The 18,172-nt window shown below is 56.5% G+C and carries 14 protein-coding genes; 7 read left to right on the top strand and 7 right to left on the bottom strand.

What is annotated here, in order from left to right; genetic code table 11:
• Positions 1–48: 48 nt before the first annotated feature.
• Positions 49–384, bottom strand: coding sequence for a multidrug efflux SMR transporter (locus CAP48_RS17075; RefSeq protein ID WP_100698936.1), 336 nt, complete (start codon positions 382–384; stop codon positions 49–51).
• A 112-nt stretch (positions 385–496) separates the two neighbouring features.
• Positions 497–1,393 carry a LysR family transcriptional regulator gene (locus CAP48_RS17070; RefSeq protein ID WP_100698934.1) on the bottom strand — a complete coding sequence of 299 codons (897 nt, stop codon included), beginning with the start codon at positions 1,391–1,393 and terminating at the stop codon, positions 497–499.
• A gap of 89 nt (positions 1,394–1,482) precedes the next feature.
• Here CAP48_RS17070 and CAP48_RS17065 point away from each other — a divergent pair, with 89 nt between their 5' ends.
• From CAP48_RS17065 to ilvD, 3 genes are all read left to right on the top strand, one after another.
• Positions 1,483–2,301: an NAD(P)H-dependent oxidoreductase gene (locus tag CAP48_RS17065; protein ID WP_100698932.1), complete on the top strand. Its 819-nt coding sequence runs from the start codon at positions 1,483–1,485 to the stop codon at positions 2,299–2,301.
• 273 nt (positions 2,302–2,574) lie between these two features.
• Positions 2,575–2,796, top strand: coding sequence for a hypothetical protein (locus CAP48_RS17060; protein ID WP_100698930.1), 222 nt, complete (start codon positions 2,575–2,577; stop codon positions 2,794–2,796).
• A gap of 450 nt (positions 2,797–3,246) precedes the next feature.
• On the top strand, positions 3,247–4,932 hold the full coding sequence (ilvD, locus tag CAP48_RS17055) for a dihydroxy-acid dehydratase (protein WP_100698928.1): 1,686 nt from the start codon (positions 3,247–3,249) through the stop codon (positions 4,930–4,932).
• Positions 4,933–5,084: 152 nt separating this feature from the next.
• On the opposite strand, the gene CAP48_RS17050 is transcribed toward ilvD, so the two are convergent.
• A complete protein-coding gene (locus tag CAP48_RS17050; protein WP_161495293.1) occupies positions 5,085–6,290 on the bottom strand; it encodes an MFS transporter in 1,206 nt (401 codons plus the stop codon).
• A gap of 225 nt (positions 6,291–6,515) precedes the next feature.
• On the opposite strand from CAP48_RS17050, the gene CAP48_RS17045 reads away from it, so the two are divergent.
• From CAP48_RS17045 to CAP48_RS17035, 3 genes are all read left to right on the top strand, one after another.
• On the top strand, positions 6,516–7,430 hold the full coding sequence (locus CAP48_RS17045) for an AraC family transcriptional regulator (RefSeq protein WP_100699208.1): 915 nt from the start codon (positions 6,516–6,518) through the stop codon (positions 7,428–7,430).
• Positions 7,431–8,030: 600 nt separating this feature from the next.
• Positions 8,031–8,504 (top strand): (2Fe-2S)-binding protein, encoded by a 474-nt coding sequence (locus CAP48_RS17040; protein WP_100699207.1) that lies wholly within the window; start codon positions 8,031–8,033, stop codon positions 8,502–8,504.
• 12 nt (positions 8,505–8,516) lie between these two features.
• Positions 8,517–10,760, top strand: a complete 2,244-nt coding sequence (locus tag CAP48_RS17035; protein ID WP_100698924.1) for a xanthine dehydrogenase family protein molybdopterin-binding subunit — start codon at positions 8,517–8,519, stop codon at positions 10,758–10,760.
• Between the two features lie 176 nt (positions 10,761–10,936).
• Here the strand turns inward: CAP48_RS17035 and CAP48_RS17030 are convergent, their stop codons facing one another.
• Together CAP48_RS17030 and CAP48_RS17025 are read right to left on the bottom strand one after the other, a co-directional pair.
• The gene (locus CAP48_RS17030; RefSeq protein WP_100698922.1) at positions 10,937–12,253 is read right to left on the bottom strand and encodes an MFS transporter; all 1,317 of its coding nucleotides are present in this window, start codon (positions 12,251–12,253) and stop codon (positions 10,937–10,939) included.
• 92 nt (positions 12,254–12,345) lie between these two features.
• Complete coding sequence (locus tag CAP48_RS17025) at positions 12,346–13,503, bottom strand: FAD-dependent monooxygenase (protein WP_100698920.1); 1,158 nt, start codon at positions 13,501–13,503, stop codon at positions 12,346–12,348.
• Positions 13,504–14,093: 590 nt separating this feature from the next.
• Between CAP48_RS17025 and CAP48_RS17020 the strand changes: the two genes are divergently transcribed.
• Complete coding sequence (locus tag CAP48_RS17020; protein ID WP_100698918.1) at positions 14,094–14,576, top strand: MarR family winged helix-turn-helix transcriptional regulator; 483 nt, start codon at positions 14,094–14,096, stop codon at positions 14,574–14,576.
• A 56-nt stretch (positions 14,577–14,632) separates the two neighbouring features.
• On the opposite strand, the gene CAP48_RS17015 is transcribed toward CAP48_RS17020, so the two are convergent.
• Both CAP48_RS17015 and CAP48_RS17010 read right to left on the bottom strand, forming a co-directional pair.
• The gene (locus tag CAP48_RS17015) at positions 14,633–17,524 is read right to left on the bottom strand and encodes a c-type cytochrome (protein ID WP_161495292.1); all 2,892 of its coding nucleotides are present in this window, start codon (positions 17,522–17,524) and stop codon (positions 14,633–14,635) included.
• Positions 17,521–18,000 (bottom strand): (2Fe-2S)-binding protein, encoded by a 480-nt coding sequence (locus CAP48_RS17010; protein WP_100698914.1) that lies wholly within the window; start codon positions 17,998–18,000, stop codon positions 17,521–17,523. Before CAP48_RS17010 ends, CAP48_RS17015 begins: the two co-directional genes overlap by 4 nt.
• Positions 18,001–18,172 lie beyond the last annotated feature (172 nt).

Below are 18,172 nucleotides of genomic sequence, written 5' to 3'. Positions count from 1 at the left end.
GGCCGCTGCCCATTCCTGCGTTGGACTCTGCTCCCCGTCAACAACACCTCAATGCGTGACCGATTTTGAAAAAAGCTGAATGATAATAATGCCAAGTGCAATGAACAGCATACCCACAATTGCCGGCAAATCGAGCCGCTGTTTGTAAAAGAGGAATGACATGATCGATACAAGAAAGATGCCCATGCCGCCCCAGATTGCATAGGCTATGCCGATATTCATCGTTTTTACGACCTGTGACAGACCATAAAAGGAAATGGCGTAGCCGATAACCACAACCATGCTCGGACCTAATCGGGTGAATCCGTGAGATGCTTTCATCATCGTGGTGGCAAGGGTCTCGGCACAGATTGAGACGGCAAGAATAAGATAGATATTGAACATAAATTCTCGGCAAAGAGTGGGTCTGCAAATTATATCTTTTCAGAATGACAGCAAAGGACATTGCTGCGGTTTGTGTCAGGCCCGGGCCTACCTTTGCAGGAATCTGGGCGGTTTACAAAAAACGCACAATATGTTCGCGCAACCATTGATGAGACGGGTCGCGATGGACACGCTCATGCCAGAGCATGAGCATTTCGAAGCCTGGTACCTCCAGCGGAGACTCAACAACCTGCAGCGCCGTATTGTGCCTGACCAGCCGGGATGGAACCATCGCCACCAGATCGGTGTTGGCCAGCACTGCCTCAAGAAACAGAAAATGCGGTACCGACAGGGCAACGCGCCGGGCCAGGCCGCACGCAGCCAGCGCTGTATCGGTCACGCCATGAAAGCCGCCATTGTCAGGTGAAACAATGACATGGTCCAGCTTGCAGAACTGCGCTACGGTTAGTGTACTTTGTAATGCGGGATGGCCCACACGCGCTGCGAGGACATAGGTTTCAGTAAATAAGGAACGGCGTCGCAGCTGCAGCGGCGCTTCCGAGCTGATGTGAAACGCAAGATCGATTTGCGCCTGTTCTGCCTGACTGGCCAGCGCCTGGGGATTAAGCGCCACGATCGCCATGCGCGTATTGGGCGCCTTAGTACGTAACCCTTTCAACGCTGGTAGCAAAATGCTGGTTTCGCCGTAGTCCGAAGCCGCCACGCGCCAGGTTTGCTTGCTTCGGGTCGGGTCGAATGGACCCGATGGCGTCACGGCCTGCGTTAATGCTTCGAGCGCCTGTCGTAGCGGCTCCCGCAATTGATCGGCACGGGCGGTGGGCCGCATACCCCGCGGTCCCGGCAACAATAACGGATCGCCGAAGGTTTCCCGCAATCTGGCAAGTTGCAAGCTGACGGTCGGCTGGGCCAGATGCAAGCGCTCGGCTGCCCGGGTGACGTTATGCTCGGCCAGCAGAGCGTCCAGCGTGACCAGTAAATTTAGATCCAGGCGCCGCAAGGAATTGCTCATGGAAATACCTGAAATTTAAGAAATTCATTTCTATTATATCGAAGAAAACCGTATCGTATGCGTATTCATTTTCAAAAGAGGACCGCATCATGAATGTGCTTGTCGTTTATGCACACCCCGAGCCCCGTTCGTTGAATGGGTCGATAAAAAATTTTGTTGTCCAGCGGCTGGCGCTTGCAGGCCATACGGTCCAGGTCTCGGATTTGTATGCCATGCAGTGGAAGCCGGCACTGGATCCCCAGGACAATCGCTCACCGACACCGGGCGCGCGCTTTGATCCTTCTTATGATTCCAAGCAGGCGTTCGAGAACGGCACGCAAAGCATCGACATTGAACAGGAGCAAAATAAGCTGCTGTGGGCCGATGCGGTCATTTTGCAATTTCCGCTTTGGTGGTATTCAATGCCGGCGATTCTCAAAGGCTGGGTCGATCGCGTCTATGCCTACGGTTTTGCCTACGGCGTGGGGGAGCACTCGGACACCCATTGGGGCGACCGTTTCGGGCAAGGGGTGCTGGCCGGCAAACGCGCCATGCTGGTGGTAACCGCCGGTGGCTGGCCGTCGCACTATGAGCCGCGTGGCATTAATGGCCCCATCAATGACATCCTGTTTCCCATTCAGCACGGTATTCTGTTTTATCCAGGCTTTGATGTGCTGCCACCGCATGTGATCTACCGCACGGGTAAGATCGATGCTGCGGCGTTTGCCAATGTGTGCGATGAACTCGGACAGCGGCTGGATACGCTTTGGACTGCAGAGCCCATTGCGTTTCGCAAGCAGAACGCCGGGGACTATTGCATTCCGGAGTTAACGCTGCGCCCGGACCTCGCCCAGGGGGAAACCGGTTTCGGTGTTCATGTTTCACATCCCGACGAAAAGGTCTTCTTTGCAACAACGGGCACCCGTTGAGCAATAAGGTTCTTGGCACGCCAAAAAACGCGCTGAACGCTTAATGTTACGTATATTCGTTCTTAAATCGTTAAAGAGTAAGACACCGGCACTCAGGTCTCTTGCCGGCTTTTTTCGTTGCGAATCATCCATATACAAAATAAAACGGGAAAAATCGGTGCTTTCTGCGATTACAAAATCACGTATTTAATGATGCTCTGTAATGACCTGCCCTTTGAAAGTGCGAACAATGGGGACGCTAGATTTGTAAACGCATCTTCAAAGGAAAGTTATATGACGAAAAAATTGACTCGCTCACTGTTTATGGTTGCCACTGTTGCAGGCGTGATCGGACTGGCCGGTTGTGCAGGCAATGGCTATGATTCCGGTGCCACAACCGAACCAACTGCAGGAGCGACTGCGCCCATGGAGTCAACCGCTCCCACTACAACTACTGAGCCAATGCAGGGTTCAGACTCCATGCCCGCCGCACAAGCGCCTGCAACACAGCCATAATCTGATTGCGGCAGGTCCGTTGCAAATGCAGACTTCTTAAGTCAGTAGTGCAAGGCCTGTTGCAGACCGCATATGGTGAGATATGGCATCGTTGCCGTATCTCACAACGGGTTCTCGATTCCTTGCAATCGTGATCAGACCGTTCAAAATTTATTGAATTATTAAAACGGCCCGGGCGATTGACATGATGGAGTCAACGAATCACGGCCAGATTTAGCGTTACGGCGCGAGTATTCAAAATCGATATAATTTCATGGCTTGCTGCTTGCCGCTTGTCACTTGTCACTCTGATTTTGGTCAAAGACATTGACCGGGCCAGGCAGGCCGATTCTGCGAGCCAGGCCCTGCGATCGCGACGCGTGGCCGACAATGACGTAAACTTGAGTTCATCGTACGAAGCCGGGCCTGTCGCGCCGGCTTTTCATCCCCCTCATACCAAAAAGGAAGGCCATGACCTCATCCAAACGTCTGCGCTCCGCAAATATTACCCAGGGTCCGGCTCGCGCGCCGAACCGCTCCATGTATTACGCTTTGGGATACAAGGAAGAAGATTTCGACAAACCCATGGTGGGCGTGGCCAATGGCTACAGCACCATCACGCCCTGTAACAGTGGCCTGCAAAAGCTGGCCGATGCGGCGATCGAAGCCATTGAATCGTCAGGTGGCAATGCCCAGGTGTTTGGTACGCCTACCATTTCAGACGGCATGGCCATGGGCACTGAAGGCATGAAATATTCGCTGGTTTCACGCGAAGTCATTGCCGACTGCGTTGAAACCTGCGTGCAAGGACAGTGGATGGATGGGGTTGTTGTCATTGGCGGCTGTGACAAGAACATGCCCGGCGGCATGATGGGCATGCTGCGCGCCAACGTACCCTCCATCTATGTGTACGGTGGCACGATTTTGCCAGGACGCTTGAACAATAAAGACCTGAACATCGTTAGTGTGTTTGAGGCCGTTGGCGAGAACGCAGCGGGCCGTATGAGCGACGAGCAGCTCAAGCAGATCGAGTTGCATGCGATTCCCGGCCCCGGCTCTTGCGGCGGCATGTACACCGCCAATACCATGAGTTCGGCATTTGAAGCCATGGGCATGAGCCTGCCGTATTCATCCACGATGGCCAATGTGCACGATGAGAAAACGGACTCTGCCGCCGAGTCGGCGCGGGTCCTGCTCAAGGCGATCGAGCACGATCTGAAGCCGCGAGATATCGTGACCCGCCAGTCGATTGAGAATGCGGTCAGCGTCATCATGGCGACCGGGGGGTCTACCAATGCAGTGTTGCATATATTGGCGATTGCTCACGCGGCAGGCGTAGACTGGCGTATTGACGACTTCGAGCGTGTACGTCAGCGCGTCCCGGTCATTTGTGACCTGAAGCCTAGCGGGCACTATCTTGCTGTGGATTTTCACAAGGCAGGCGGCGTGCCGCAAGTGATGAAAATCCTGTTGAATGCGGGACTGATCAATGGCGACTGCATCACGATTACAGGTCAGACTATTGCCCAGGTGCTTCAAAACGTACCGGATACTCCCGCGGCAGATCAACAGGTCATTATGACAATTGATAAGGCCTTGTACCGGCAAGGCCATTTGGCCATCCTCAAGGGCAATTTGTCGCCCGACGGCGCAGTGGCAAAAATAACGGGTTTGAAAAATCCGGTCATTACCGGCCCGGCGCGCGTGTTTGACGATGAGCAATCCGCGCTCAAAGCCATCATGGACGGCAAGATTCAGGCTGGCGATGTCATGGTGTTGCGCTATCTGGGTCCCAAGGGCGGCCCGGGCATGCCGGAAATGCTGGCCCCGACGGGCGCGCTGATTGGTGCGGGGCTGGGTGACTCTGTCGGATTGATAACCGACGGGCGCTTCTCGGGCGGGACATGGGGAATGGTCGTGGGGCATGTAACGCCTGAAGCGGCCATCGGTGGAACGATCGCCCTGGTTCAGGAAGGCGATTCCATCACGATTGACGCGCACCAGCTGTTGTTGCAGGTGAATGTTGCCGACACGGAAATCGACGCGCGCAGGGCAAAGTGGACGGCGCCCAAGCCCCGCTATACGCGGGGCGTTCAAGCCAAATTTGCGTTCAATGCGTCGCCGGCAAGCACTGGCGCCGTGCTCGATAATTTCTAGGAACTGTCGCGCTGCGGGCAATGTGCATACTGGGCATGCCTGCGTCGACAGCAATCGGTCCCTTGCGAATATCAAGCGTTCTGAAGTCAACAGCAATCGGTTCCAGGTCAGCAATCAGCGCCAGACTGACATCGATCAATCGCAGGCCAACATCAATGTGGATCTGACATTGCCGTTGGCTTAAGGGTTTTTATCACCACAAGTGCGCTCACGATTGCTGCGACGCTAAGAAAGCCGAAAGCGGCCGCAAATCCCGTGGTTGCTGCGATGAGGCCGGTCAGCATTGCGCCGACCCCGGTGCCCAGATCGAACGTCACATTCCAAAGCACCGAAACCCGGGCCAGGTGAGCATTACCTGCCAGCCGATAGGCGCAAACCAGTGTGGCGCTTTGCATCCCGCCGTAGGAGACACCCAGCAGAGTACTTCCAAGATAAAGCAGCAGCAGGCCCTGGGCAATACTTGAGCTTAGCAAGGAAGCACTAAGCGCAGCCATGGCCAGGAAGCAGACCACTGCCAATCCCAGGATCAGATACTTGGTCGGATAACGATCACTCATGGAGCCGAAGGCCCAGCGGGTGGGCGTTGCAAAGCCGGTCAGGCACAGCAGCGCGATGGTCGCAGATGATGCATCGGCCGTGATTTGACTGGCGAAGGTCAATATGGCGCCGCCGCTGCTGGTCACGATGAAGAGTGATAACAAGACCGGAAGTATCAGGGTGAGCGTAGACTGGGGCGCTTTTGTATTTTCTGCGTTCGGGGCGTCTGCTGATCGTGTTCGATCATTCAACAGTCGCCCGAGCGCGCTTGTCCAGAACAGGCCAAGTACGGGCAGGGTGGCAAGCAACGTGATCAGCAGCCTTCCCAAATGCTGCTCAAGTATGGGAGCCGACGAGACAAGGACAAGCTGCGGGCCTGCCACCGCCAGGCCGTAGATGCCAACCGCCGCACCACGCTGCGCCGCCGGCACAAGCAGTGCGATGGCTGTTGCTCCGCCCACGGTCAATATGCCAAAACCGATTCCGCGCACAGCGCTCGATATTAGAAGGGCTGGCAGACCCAATGATGTCGCTTGCAATAGGGCAGGCGCACCAAGGCAGAATAGGCCGGCACCCAGTACTGCGGCCCAGCCGAAGCGCTTGAGCGCCCAGTTAACCGACAATTGGGTAAGGATGGTAAAGGCCATGAGAATTGCAGTCACGCTGCCTGCGGCCGCTTCGCTGGCGCCGCCTCTGATCGCCCAGGCCGGGGACAGGGGCAGAAGAAGGCTAAAGCTTCCGATGCCAAGCGCGATGACCCAAAGCAGTGAGACAACGCCAGGGATCTGAAGCAGCTTTACGTTTTTATCGGTCTTGGTCAAATCGTGGCTCCATGCATGATCCGGTATTATAGCCAAGGGCGTAGCCGAAACTATGATTGCAGCTGTGATCAGGACTGGTCAGGCTTGCTTTGGCATGCGCATAATCACAATCGACATAGGGTTAAGACAAGATACCAGCAGGCGTCATAAACGCTTGCCAGGTTCAGCATGGGCCAAATGGGTCGTGTACACTTGCGCAATATCATCAACTTTCGAGGTCACATAATGAGTGCCCTGGCACAGGCAATCGACGCGTTTGCGCATACCGAGGGGGATCACGCCACGGCTATCCCGTCCCTGACGTTCCATCGCCGCCAGTCACCCACCGAGCCGCTGCACTGCGTTTATGGTTTCGGGTTGGGCGTTGTCGCCCAGGGGGCCAAGCAGGTCACGCTCGTTGACCGCGTGGTCGACTATGGTCCCAGTCAATGTCTGCTGGCCACCATTGATCTGCCCGTGCTCTCGCGCGTTACACAGGCTAGTATGCAGCAGCCGTTTCTTGGTCTGATGCTGGCGCTGGATGCTCATTCCATTGTGCAGCTTGCTACTGAGATGCAATTGCTGGGACCCGGCAAGGACAGCGCCTGTCTGCCCGTGACGGTGCAAAAGATGGATAGCGCTTTATCTGACGCGTTAATGAGACTGGTCAATCTGCTGAATGAACCGGCATTGGCGCCGCGGCTGGCGCCACTGGTCCAGCAGGAAATCACGATTCGCCTGCTGACCGGCCCACACGGCCCACAGTTGCTGCATCTGGCGGCTGTCGGTTCGCCCAGTCAGAAAATCGCCAGGGCCGTGGCCTGGCTCAAACAAAATTATACGCAGCCGATGCAGGCCGACGAACTGGCGGCCAGGGCCGGCATGAGCTCGTCTACGTTCCGCCACCATTTTCGCGCCATTACCGGCATGAGTCCGTTGCAGTATCAGAAGCAGTTGCGATTGCAGCAGGCGCGGCAATTGATGCTCAATCAGAATCTGGATGCCGGCCATGTGGGCGGGCTGGTCGGTTATGAAAGCGCCTCACAGTTTAATCGCGAATACAGTCGTCTTTTTGGCGCTCCTCCGCAACGCGATATCAAGCGCATGCGAGTCATGACAGGCGAGCTTTCACAGCCCGAGATCAGTGCGCCGGCGCAATGATGACATCGATTGATCAAGTGCGCGGCAAACTTCGTCCTTCTGTGCAAGGAAAGGTAGCGCGGACGGCGTAGTCGTCCCCGGTTTTTACTATCCTCATGCAACGCCTCCAATCCTTCAAATACGACATGTGTCCAAACGGCCGGCAAGCGCTGCAAGTGCCCGCGCAGCTGGGTAGGTACACCGCCAAAATCCAGTGAAAAAGGCAATAACAGCCATAAAGGCATGCCTGACCGAAATACCGTAATGCGATGCGGTTATTGGCTGATAGTGGCGACCAGGTTCTGCGCGCAGATGGCGATGGACAGTGCGCTCGGCGAAATAGGCAAAGATTACGGAAAATTGTGCAATCGGCCGGACAGAACCGTACTTATAATAGGCTTAAATCACAGCACGCCTGCCCAATGCCGCCTTTGCTTGCTGCGAATACGAGGCACAAGGCATAAGCCGCGCAGTTCGACAACCGGCCGCACGCAGTCCGGCCCTGGTAGTGCATGTGGCCACCGGCAACATGTTCAATCCGATGTCACTTTTTTATTCCTTCGTCGATGCAAGACGTTGCGAATCCCCCGATGCAGTCTATTTATGGAGCGCAATCACACCATGAGCACCCTCAATATTAATGGCAGCGACCACACCGTTGACGTCGACCCCGGCACGCCGGTTCTTTGGGCGTTGCGCGATGCGTTGCAAATGAACGGCACGAAATTCGGTTGTGGTGCAGCGCTTTGCGGCGCCTGTACCGTGCACCTGGATGGCCAGGCTATTCGTTCCTGTGTCACGCCTGTTTCTGCAGCCAAGGACAAAAAAATCACGACCATTGAAGCGGTGACAGATGGCAGCGATCCGGTTGGCGCCGCTGTCCATGCCGCCTGGGTCAAGCATGATGTGGCGCAGTGCGGCTACTGCCAGAGCGGCCAGATCATGAGCGCGACCGCCTTTCTCAAGAGCCGGCCCAAGGGCGCACCGCCCACGGCAGACGAAATTGACACAGCCATGGCAGGCAATATCTGCCGCTGTGGCACTTATGTCCGCATTCGCGCTGCCATCGCCGATGCCGCCCAAACCCTTGCCTGATCGGAATTGCATATGTCAAATAAAACTTACCAAAACGAATTGCCCCGCGCATTGCAACACATTCTGGAGCGGGAACCAGACAACGACCACGCAACGCCTACCCGTCGCCGTTTCCTGAAGATGGTTGGCGCAGGCGGCCTAGCATTGGGCGCGTTTCCTCATTTGCTCATGGCGCAGCAGGATACCGGGACTGCAGCCCCGACGCTCAAGCCAACGCAGCAGCCGTCTGCGTTCGTGCATATTGCACCTAGCGGCGAGGTCACAGTGACCATTAATCGCCTGGAGTTCGGGCAGGGCGTTCAGACTGGCCTGCCCATGATTCTTGCCGAAGAGCTTGACGCAGACTGGAGTCTGGTGCGCAGCCGTAACGGCAGCAACGATGTCGCCTATCACGATCCGCTGTTCGGCATACACTTGACCGGAGGCTCAACAGCAATCAAGCACAGTTACACGCAGTACCGGGAGCTTGGCGCACGTGCCCGGGCTATGCTCATAGCTGCGGCAGCCGAGCGTTGGGACGTGGATGTTGCCACGCTGCGCACCGAAACCGGCATGGTGCTTGGCCCAGAGGGACGAAAGGCCGGTTACGGTGAACTGGCGCAAGCGGCCATGGCGCTACCCGTGCCGGAGACCGTGACGCTCAAGGATCCCGCGCAATTTCGGATTATCGGCAAGGCCACCACGCGCATCGATGCCGAAGCCAAAAGCAGCGGAAAGCAGGATTTCGGAATCGACATGCACCTGCCAGGACAACTGACAGCGGTGGTGGCGCGTCCGCCCGTATTTGGCGGGAAACTGACTTCGGTTGACGATTCGGCGGCGCGCGCTGTCAGGGGCGTTAAAGCCGTGTTGCGCGTGGCATTAGATGGCGGCGGTCAAGGAGTCGCAGTCGTTGCCGATGGCTACTGGCAAGCGACGCAGGGGCGTGATGCGCTCAAGCTGCAGTGGGATACGACCAGTGTCGAGAAGGTCGATAGCGAAAAGCAGTTGGCCCAGTATCGCGAACTGGCAGGGCAGCCTGGTCCCCGGCAGTTCGAAGCGGATATGTCGCCCCTGGCAACAGCGCCTCATCAACTGGAAGCGGAATTTATTTTTCCGTATCTGGCCCATGCAGCCATGGAACCGCTCAATTGTACGGTCCAGTTGGGCCAGGATGATGCCCAGCTATGGGTTGGCACACAAATTCCGGGTACTGATGGCGCGGCGGCGGCCCGGGTGTTGGGACTGCAGCCCGAGCAGGTTCAGGTGCATGTGCAGACGGCCGGCGGCGGTTTTGGCCGACGCGGGGTGGGCACCAGCGATTTTGTCGTGATGGCCTGTGAAGTGGCCAATGCCGCACGTACCGCGGGGCTCAATGGTCCGATACGCACGCTATGGAGCCGCGAGGACGACATCAAGGGCGGCTACTACCGCCCCATGCATCTTCACCGCGCGCGTATCGGCTTTGATGACCAGGGCAAGGTGCTGGCCTGGGAACACGCGCTGGTCGGCCAGTCTATCGTCGCGGGTACCTTATTTGAGGCGGGAATGATAAAAAATGGGATCGACTCGACCGCCACGGAAGGAATGCGCGATCCCTATCCGCTGCCGATGCAACTGACCGTGCATCATCCCAAAGTCAATGTGCCGGTTTTATGGTGGCGCAGTGTTGGCTCTACCCATACGGCCTTCGTGATGGAAACGCTGATCGACGATATCGCACGCGCCACCAGACAGGACCCGGTTGCTTACCGGATGGCGCTGTTCGGCGACCAGAGCCCTCGCCACAAGGCCGCGCTGCAACTGGCGGTCGAGCAAAGCGGCTATGGCAAAACGCCATTGGCAGACGGGCGCGCGTGGGGCGTGGCGGTTCACGAGTCCTTTAGTTCGGTGGTGGCGTACGTGGTGCAGGCTTCGGTGCAAGACGGCAAGCCGGTGTTGCATCGGGCGACCGTCGGCGTGCACTGCAATCTGGCGGTCAATCCGCGCAGCGTGCAAGCCCAGGTGCAGGGTGCCGCCATTATGGGTTTGTCCATGTGTTTGCCCGGGGCTGCCATTACATTGAAGGATGGGCAGGTGCAGCAGAGTAATTTCGGTGACTTCAGCGTGCCGCGTATTACCGATGCCTTCGATATTGACGTGCATATCGTGCCGAGCGCGCAGCCTCCGACCGGCATGGGAGAGCCCGGGCTTCCGCCGCTGGCGCCGGCATTTGCCAATGCCATTGCCAGTATCACGGGCAAGTCGATACGCAATCTTCCGTTCCAGCTCGATTAAACCGCTGCACCTGCAACGGTGGTCGTTTAGCCCTGCTTTTGGAGTGCCGCTCTGTGGGCGCTTTGTTGTTCCGTGCTGTTCATTAGGCTTAGAGCGCTCAGAAACTAAAAAGCGCTTGCGACCATATGCGGATCGCAGGCGCTTTATTTCATTGTGCAACAACTTTACATTTGTGATTAGCGGTTAACCAGTCTGGCTGGGAACGCTGCCATCACCAGAACGGCGTTGAACAAAAGGCAAATGGCAAAGAACCATAAGGCGGCATGCGCGGTGCCTGTCAAGTCGGTTGCCCAGCCGATCAGTGAATTGCTGACCAGACCGGCAATGTTGGCGATGGAGCAAGCCAGGGCAAAACCGGTAGCCGCGGCAGTGCCTTTAAGAAAGGTCGCAGGCAGGCTGAAGAAGACCGGCACCGCACCCAGCAATGCGCAAGAGGCAATGGTAAAGGTCACAACGGTCAGGATCAGATTGCTAGAGACAAAGGTGCTGCAGGTTAGCGCAATTGCGCCTACCGTCAGAGGGACCGACAAATGCCAGCGACGCTCACGATAGTGATCAGAACTGGCGCCGATGGCCAGCATGCCAATCACACCCGCAATACTGGGAATGGCCGTGAGCAAACCTATGTCAAAGGTATCTGCCACCCCGGCGTTACGGATAAACGACGGCATCCAGAAACCGATGGCATAGGCGCCCAGCAGAATGGAAAAATCAATACTGCCCAGCATCCATACTTTGATATTGAAAAAACCGTCTTTGAATGAATGTTTGCTGTGTTTCCCTTCGGCATTGTCGTGATCCAGATCACGCTGCAGCAGCGTTCGCTCTTCTTTGCTAAGCCACTTGGCCTTGTGATGATTGTCAGGCAGGGCCCAGAAGGTCAGGATGCCCAGCAAGACACTTGGAATGGATTCGAGCAGGAACAACCACTGCCAGCCACGCAAGCCATGCATCTGGTCAAAATGGTTCATGATCCAGCCTGAAATGGGCCCGCCAATGACGCTCGATAGCGGCAGACCGATCATGAAAAGGGCAATGATTTTCCCGCGGCGATAAGTCGGATACCACGTCGTCAGGTAATACAGCACGCCCGGTAGAAAGCCTGCCTCGGCGGCGCCAAGGATAAACCGCAACGTGTAAAACTGCGTAGGCGTTGTTACGAACATGGTCAGGCCAGACAGAATGCCCCAGGTGATCATGATGCGGGCGATCCACATGCGCGCACCCACTTTTTCCAGAATCAGATTGCTGGGCACTTCGAAAATAATGTAGCCGACAAAGAACAGACCCGCACCCAGGCCGTAGGCGGTGACGCTAAATTGCAAGTCTTCCACCATTTGCAATTTGGCAAAACCAACATTGATCCTGTCCAAGTATGCAGCAAGGTAGCAAAAACACAGAAAAGGAATAAGGCGCCAGGTAATTTTTGTATAAAGATCCCGGTTTGTTTCGCCGGTTTGGAGCAATGGTGGGTTTGAAGTGGTCGTATTCACGTCAAAAGTCTCCTGGGAGATAGGGGTCCGTATGACAGACAATAGAGCCGGATGACAGGCGTTGAACAGGCCATCCGGATCCGGGCAGTTAGTTATAGGTTTGCGCTGGCGTTTTGCGTAGTCAGGTCCTGCTCATAGAGGTCGTAGCCATAGACCCAGCCGGGATCTTCCTGTTTAAGCAGGAAAGTATTTGCGTTCGAGACCGACTGCACCTTGGAAGCGCGCTCCTTGCGATTGGCTTCATATAGCTCGAAGGCGGTTCGATAGTCGCCAAGTCCGGTTTGCTCAAGGCAGCGCGTCAGCATGGCGGCGTCTTCGATTGCCATGCAGGCGCCCTGAGCCATGTGTGGCTTCATGGGATGGCAGGCGTCGCCCAGCATGACCAGCCGGCCCCGGCTCCAGATAGGCAGTGGGTTGCGGTTAAGCAGCGGCCACTTGGTGATGTTTTCCGTGGAACGAATCAAGTTTTTCACAGTCTCGTTATAGTCGTCGAATGCGGCCAGCATCTCTTGCTGGGAGCTGTCCACGAATGAGCCCTGGAAATCCCAGGCTTCATGAGGCACGCCGGTAACAAAGTAGTACTCGTCGCGCCTGCCAGTGGTGTAATAGACCATCATGTGGCGATCTTCGGTCCACCACTTGACGCAGTCTTCGAATTGGTCTGCATATTTGACCAGATTCTCGCCACGGATAAGGGCGCGATGCGCGACCCACCCGCTGTACGTCGGGGCTTCCACGCCAAGGAGCGTCTCGCGAATTTTTGAATAAATGCCATCGGCGCCGATCACAATGTCTGCCGTGACCCGCGTGCCGTCGGCAAAACCCAGTTGCACCTTGTCACCATCGTCGTCAAGCGTTTCCAGTTTTTTGCCAAAGTGGACCGTGCCTGGCTTAATGCTGGAAATCTGCAGGGCGTGCATGTCGCCACGGTGGATGGTGATATAAGAGGCGCCGTATTCTTTTTTCGCCCAGGCGCCCAGTGGAATGCGGGACAAATAGTCGCCACTCTGACCATCGCGGCTGAACCAGAAATCCGGATGCGAACCCATTTGCTCCAGCTGTTTTTCCAGTCCCATGCGGCGAAACACTTTCATGGCGTTGGGGCCGACATGGATGCCGGCACCCAATCGAGAAAATTCAGGTGCCTGTTCGTACACTTCAACGTCAAAACCTGCTTTTTGCAATAGGGTTGCTGCTGCTGCCCCGCCGAGACCTGCTCCGACGATGGCAATTTTCACTGTATCTTTCATTACTTTGCTCCTGACTATCCAATTCAACATCATTTCTAACAAATAAGAGTGTACACACTTAAGTTGGGAAATAAAACAGAATCGAATTGGGGTTTACGAGTATGCGAGCCAATTTGATGTAATAAAAATAAACAGGGCGTTGTCTGTCACAATATGAATTTAAGCAGGCGATGGTGCCTGTGCCCTCAGGTTCAATTCACAACTGAAATTTTCCGATGATTATCAATGGAAACAACAATACCCGTATTGAATTTGGCTGTTGATGCCGGCCGCGTGCAATGGCAATGGCGACCGCAGTGTCAATGACGTGTGCCCGCGTCACCGCCTCAAATATTGGCATTATTAACGCGCTTTATGTCCGGCTAATGATGATTGCTATATACTATTAAATAGTGTGTAAGCTACAAATGTGCATTCAAACCCGGCCATCGCTTGCGGTTTTTCGGACGCGATGGCTTCATGGGCCACCGGTCACGCTGCCAGGTGCATGTATCGCCAGCGGGTATACTTAATAATCAGTAATATCGAGTGACAGTTTTAGATGCACCAACATTACCGCTTAACTATGTCAATAAACGAGCAGCCGAACTATGTCCAAAAAACACGAGCAACCTGAAGCAGAAGCAGAGCGTTCCAGCGCGCCGTATGATGTAACCCAGCAGGTCGGACACTTATTGCGCAAGGCGGTGCAGCGTCACACGGCCATTTTTCAACAGAATGTGGGCGATGACCAGCTGACGGCCATTCAGTTTGTCACGCTGTGCGCCTTGCGGGACCGAGGGCGCAGTTCCCAGGCGGAGCTGGTAGAGGCCACAGCGATTGATCAGGCGACCATCAGGGGTATCATCAACCGCCTGAAAGCGCGCGGCCTGATTGCGCTCTCGCCTGGCAGGCTGGATAAACGCAAAGTGATCGCCAGCCTGACTACCGAAGGCGAAGCGTTGTTGTCGCGCACGATTCCGCGTGCTCGGGAAATCAGCCGGCTGACCATGGGAAGGCTCAATCCTGCCGAGCAGGTGGCTATTGTGTATTTATTGCAAAAGATGAACGCCAGCGGTCTACACGGCGAATAAGCGACCAGCCCGGAATGCCGCCTGGGTAAAGGCCTGGCGGCATATTTTGACCGCCGTCAACGGTGCCCGGGCTGTTGCCTGATATTCGCAATTTTTTCACGCAAATCATTCCAGGCTGGTTTGTCCGGCGCAAAGCGGGCGCGCATGTACTGCAATAGAGATTCCATTTGCGCATCACTCATGCTGTTTTTGAACCCAGGCATTGAGCTTAAGTTTGCCTGTGCCGGTTGGGTAATGCCATGCATCAGCACTTGGATCACATTGTCCGGGTGGTCGCTGTGCAGATTGCTGTTCAGGGCAAGCGAGGGCCGCGCGCCAAATAATACCGGTCCGCTGCCTGAATCGTGACAGACCGCACAGGCCCCGTTAAATAGCGTTTCGCCTGGCATCAGTCGCGTCTGTTCACTCGTCTGGCTGGCCGCCTCCAGCCTGGCGGCCATTGCAGCATGACTGCTTTGCGATTCGGCTGCCGCCGGATTCAGGCTGGCCAGGTAATGGGCCATGGCCTGCACATCGGCTTCGGGCAGTTGCGCCAGTCCCGCAACAACCGGTCCCATCGGCCCGGCGGCGACCCCATGCAACGGAGAATAGCCGGTGCGCAGATACTGAAACAGTTCCTGTTCTGTCCACGGGATCGGAGAGGACGACAGCTTGTTAAGCGCCGGCGCTTCCCAGTTGTCGGCAAAGCCACCGGCCAGAAAGTTATTCTTCCCTGATTTTTCGGCACCCAGCGCATTGCGTGGCGTATGACAGGCGGCGCAATGTCCACTGCTGTTTACCAGATAGGCGCCGCGGTTCCAGAGCGGACTTTTCTCGGGATCTGGCGCGTAGGCTTGCCGGTCCCGGTGAAACAGCATATTCCACCCTGCAATCAGGGGTCGCAGGTTCATGGGGAAGGGCAGTTGCGTTTGCTTATTTGGCGCCGCGATTGCCGGCTGGGTCATCAAATAGGCATAAAGCGATTGCAAGTCTTCATCGGACATTTTTGCGTAGGCGGTATAGGGAAAGGCCGGGTACAAATGCTTGCCGTCACGATGAATGCCTTCACGCATGGCGCGTTCGAACGCTTTATATGACCAGGCGCCGATACCGGTTTCCCGGTCTGGTGTTATGTTGGTTGTGTAGATGGTACCGAAGGGTGTCTCCAGCCCAAGGCCGCCGGCGTTAGTCTGTCCGTCCGGCGCCGTATGGCACACCATGCAGTCGCCGGCAATGGCGACCAGCCGGCCGCGCTCAATCGCCTGCGCGGAAAAAATGGAAGTGTCGACCCGACTCACGGGCGGGATGCTGGGACGCCACGCTGCGGCAACCACAAGGGTACTGGCAGCGGCAGTCATCAGGCCCCCCAGCCAGCTTTTACGCCAGCGTCCGCTGCGTTTTGATGGTTGCTGCGCGTCCAGAGACAGTGTGGGCAGGGTGAAGGGCGTTTCGCGGATGCGCAGCCCGGTCGCGCTATAGATGGCATTGGCAATGGCCGCCGCTGCGGGCAGTTCCACGCTAGGGCCCCAGGCAACGGGCTGATCCAGCGAGCGCGTGCTGTTGACAACCTGTACCTCCGGCAGCGCCACATCGCGTGGCTCATCTTGTGCATGCGATGCGGCGCTGTTGCTATATCCTGCCTGTCCTAAAAGCGATTGCGTCCATTTGCCCAGGCGGTCTTTGAGGGCACGCTGCGCTTGCGGGGTACTGGCAGACGGCGCTTGTGTGTGGTTGGCGTCATGACCCACCGTCAGCTTGCTTACCGAAAGCGCGCCGCTGCGCGAATCCACGGCCAGTTCAACGGCCCAAGCCGACCACATTTCCTGGGGTGGATTCCTGTCGTTATCAACGATGTGGCTATAGGCGATGCCGCGACCAAGGCCTGTTGCTTTCGCTGTCGGAACAGCCGGGGCCCCTGTGTCCCAGCCGGCCTGTTGTGCGACCCGCTTGATCAGTTGCTGCCCCCGGTCGCTGCTGATCTGTTCCAGGCGGGCTTGTACGGGATCCAGCTGATGAATCCCGCAGTATTCGTCGAAGTGCGATTCCTGCGCAAAAACCGTGGCCGCCATGTAGCTGTATGGATCGGTGGTGACCAGGTTGGTATCGCTTGTGGCGACGGGCGCGGTGCCATACTCGGTGAGCAATGTCATGCCGCCAATCGACGTATTGTCCAGACCGCATAAACGGCCGGCAATGGAAGGGCCGCGCGGGTCCAGGGCATTGATGCGCCATTGCTGCAGGTCGCGCGGGCGTTGTCGTTCGCCTGTGGCACCATGCTGTTCGTTAACGTCCAATGCTAGTGGGGCGGGAGCATGAGCGGCCTGAACGCGGACCGGGTGGTGCAGCCCCCAGGCCAGAAGCGCGGCTTCAACCGCCGTCTGCAGGCCATCGTGGGTTTGCTCGCCATGCTGCACAATCCTGACAGACTCGGGCGACAGTCCCAGCAGCGTCGCCAGTTCATGTTCAAGCGCCGCAGTGCGACAGGTGTTAACCCAAACTGTAATCTGATCGTTCTGATGCCATGCGATGGCCCAATCGGGAGTATCGTTTGCCTGATGGTTTTTCCATTCATAGCGGGTCGCAGACCGGACCGTGTCCGCTGTCGCTGCGGTGGCCGGTTGCTCTCTTGTTGTTTGCAACTGAGCACCGGACGCAAGCGGCGTAAGCCAGCTTGCGTCAAGCAATGCGCAGGCCTGCTGTGCCTGCGCGCGCTGGGCGGCCACGACGCCGACAAAGCTGCCTCGGGCGACGCAATGAACCACGCCCGGCACGCGGGCGGCGCGCTCGCTATCGAGCGACTGCAATTGAGCAACATGGTTTGTTTGAATGTCTTGTGCCCAGTTCGGCGGCCGCAGTACGACACCGTGTAGCAGTTGCGCGCCCGACGGTACTGTCAGATCCGTATAGCCATTGTTGTGCGGCAGGGGGCTGGCGCCCGAAGCGGCCGGCGTAGCCAGATCCTGGCTCATGGCTGCCTCCTGACCGCTGCAATTGCCGCTGCCATGATTTCCACATGGGTGCCGCAACGGCATAAATTATGACGCAGTTCGTTACGAATTTGTCCTTCACTGGCCTGGGGATTGCGGTTCAATAGGGCCTGCACCGTCATGATCATGCCGTTGAGGCAGTAACCGCATTGCGCAGCCTGGTTATCAATAAAAGCCTGTGCAACGGCATTGGGTCGGCCATTTTCGCTGAGTCCTTCAAGGGTGGTCACCTCGCGTTCTTCGATAACACTGACCGGAATCACGCAGGCGCGCGCAGCCACGCCATCGACCAGGACCGTACAGGCGCCGCATTCGCCCAGCCCACAGCCGAATTTGGGGCCGTTGAGTGCCAGGTCATTACGCAGGACATAAAGCAACGGGGAGTCAGGCTCGACTGACACGGTGTGGCTCTGGTTGTTGACCGATAGGATAAAGGGGCGGGCAGAGGTAGGATTCATATTCATTGCGCAAGAGGTGTCAAGCAATAATAAGTTTACACACTTTAATTATGAGATCAAACAAAGAATTTCGCGTTAGGGGGCAAGCATGTATCAACTTGTTATTTTCGCGGGTTTTCACTAGTTTTTCCGAAATATAACGAGAGTTTACACTGCGAATTATGCATTGTTC

The sequence above is a fragment of the Advenella sp. S44 genome, assembly GCF_002810445.1.
Classification (GTDB): Bacteria; Pseudomonadota; Gammaproteobacteria; order Burkholderiales; family Burkholderiaceae_B; genus Advenella.
Note: the sequence above shows the minus strand (reverse complement) of the source record. Positions and strands in the feature narration are given on the sequence as shown.

Coding starts and splice junctions, on each gene's coding strand:
- CAP48_RS17075 (WP_100698936.1), bottom strand. CDS start 384: ATGTTCAATATCTATCTTATTCTTGCCGTCTCAATCTGTGCCGAGACC.
- CAP48_RS17070 (WP_100698934.1), bottom strand. CDS start 1,393: ATGAGCAATTCCTTGCGGCGCCTGGATCTAAATTTACTGGTCACGCTG.
- CAP48_RS17065 (WP_100698932.1), top strand. CDS start 1,483: ATGAATGTGCTTGTCGTTTATGCACACCCCGAGCCCCGTTCGTTGAAT.
- CAP48_RS17060 (WP_100698930.1), top strand. CDS start 2,575: ATGACGAAAAAATTGACTCGCTCACTGTTTATGGTTGCCACTGTTGCA.
- ilvD (WP_100698928.1), top strand. CDS start 3,247: ATGACCTCATCCAAACGTCTGCGCTCCGCAAATATTACCCAGGGTCCG.
- CAP48_RS17045 (WP_100699208.1), top strand. CDS start 6,516: ATGAGTGCCCTGGCACAGGCAATCGACGCGTTTGCGCATACCGAGGGG.
- CAP48_RS17040 (WP_100699207.1), top strand. CDS start 8,031: ATGAGCACCCTCAATATTAATGGCAGCGACCACACCGTTGACGTCGAC.
- CAP48_RS17035 (WP_100698924.1), top strand. CDS start 8,517: ATGTCAAATAAAACTTACCAAAACGAATTGCCCCGCGCATTGCAACAC.
- CAP48_RS17025 (WP_100698920.1), bottom strand. CDS start 13,503: ATGAAAGATACAGTGAAAATTGCCATCGTCGGAGCAGGTCTCGGCGGG.
- CAP48_RS17020 (WP_100698918.1), top strand. CDS start 14,094: ATGTCCAAAAAACACGAGCAACCTGAAGCAGAAGCAGAGCGTTCCAGC.
- CAP48_RS17015 (WP_161495292.1), bottom strand. CDS start 17,524: ATGAGCCAGGATCTGGCTACGCCGGCCGCTTCGGGCGCCAGCCCCCTG.
- CAP48_RS17010 (WP_100698914.1), bottom strand. CDS start 18,000: ATGAATCCTACCTCTGCCCGCCCCTTTATCCTATCGGTCAACAACCAG.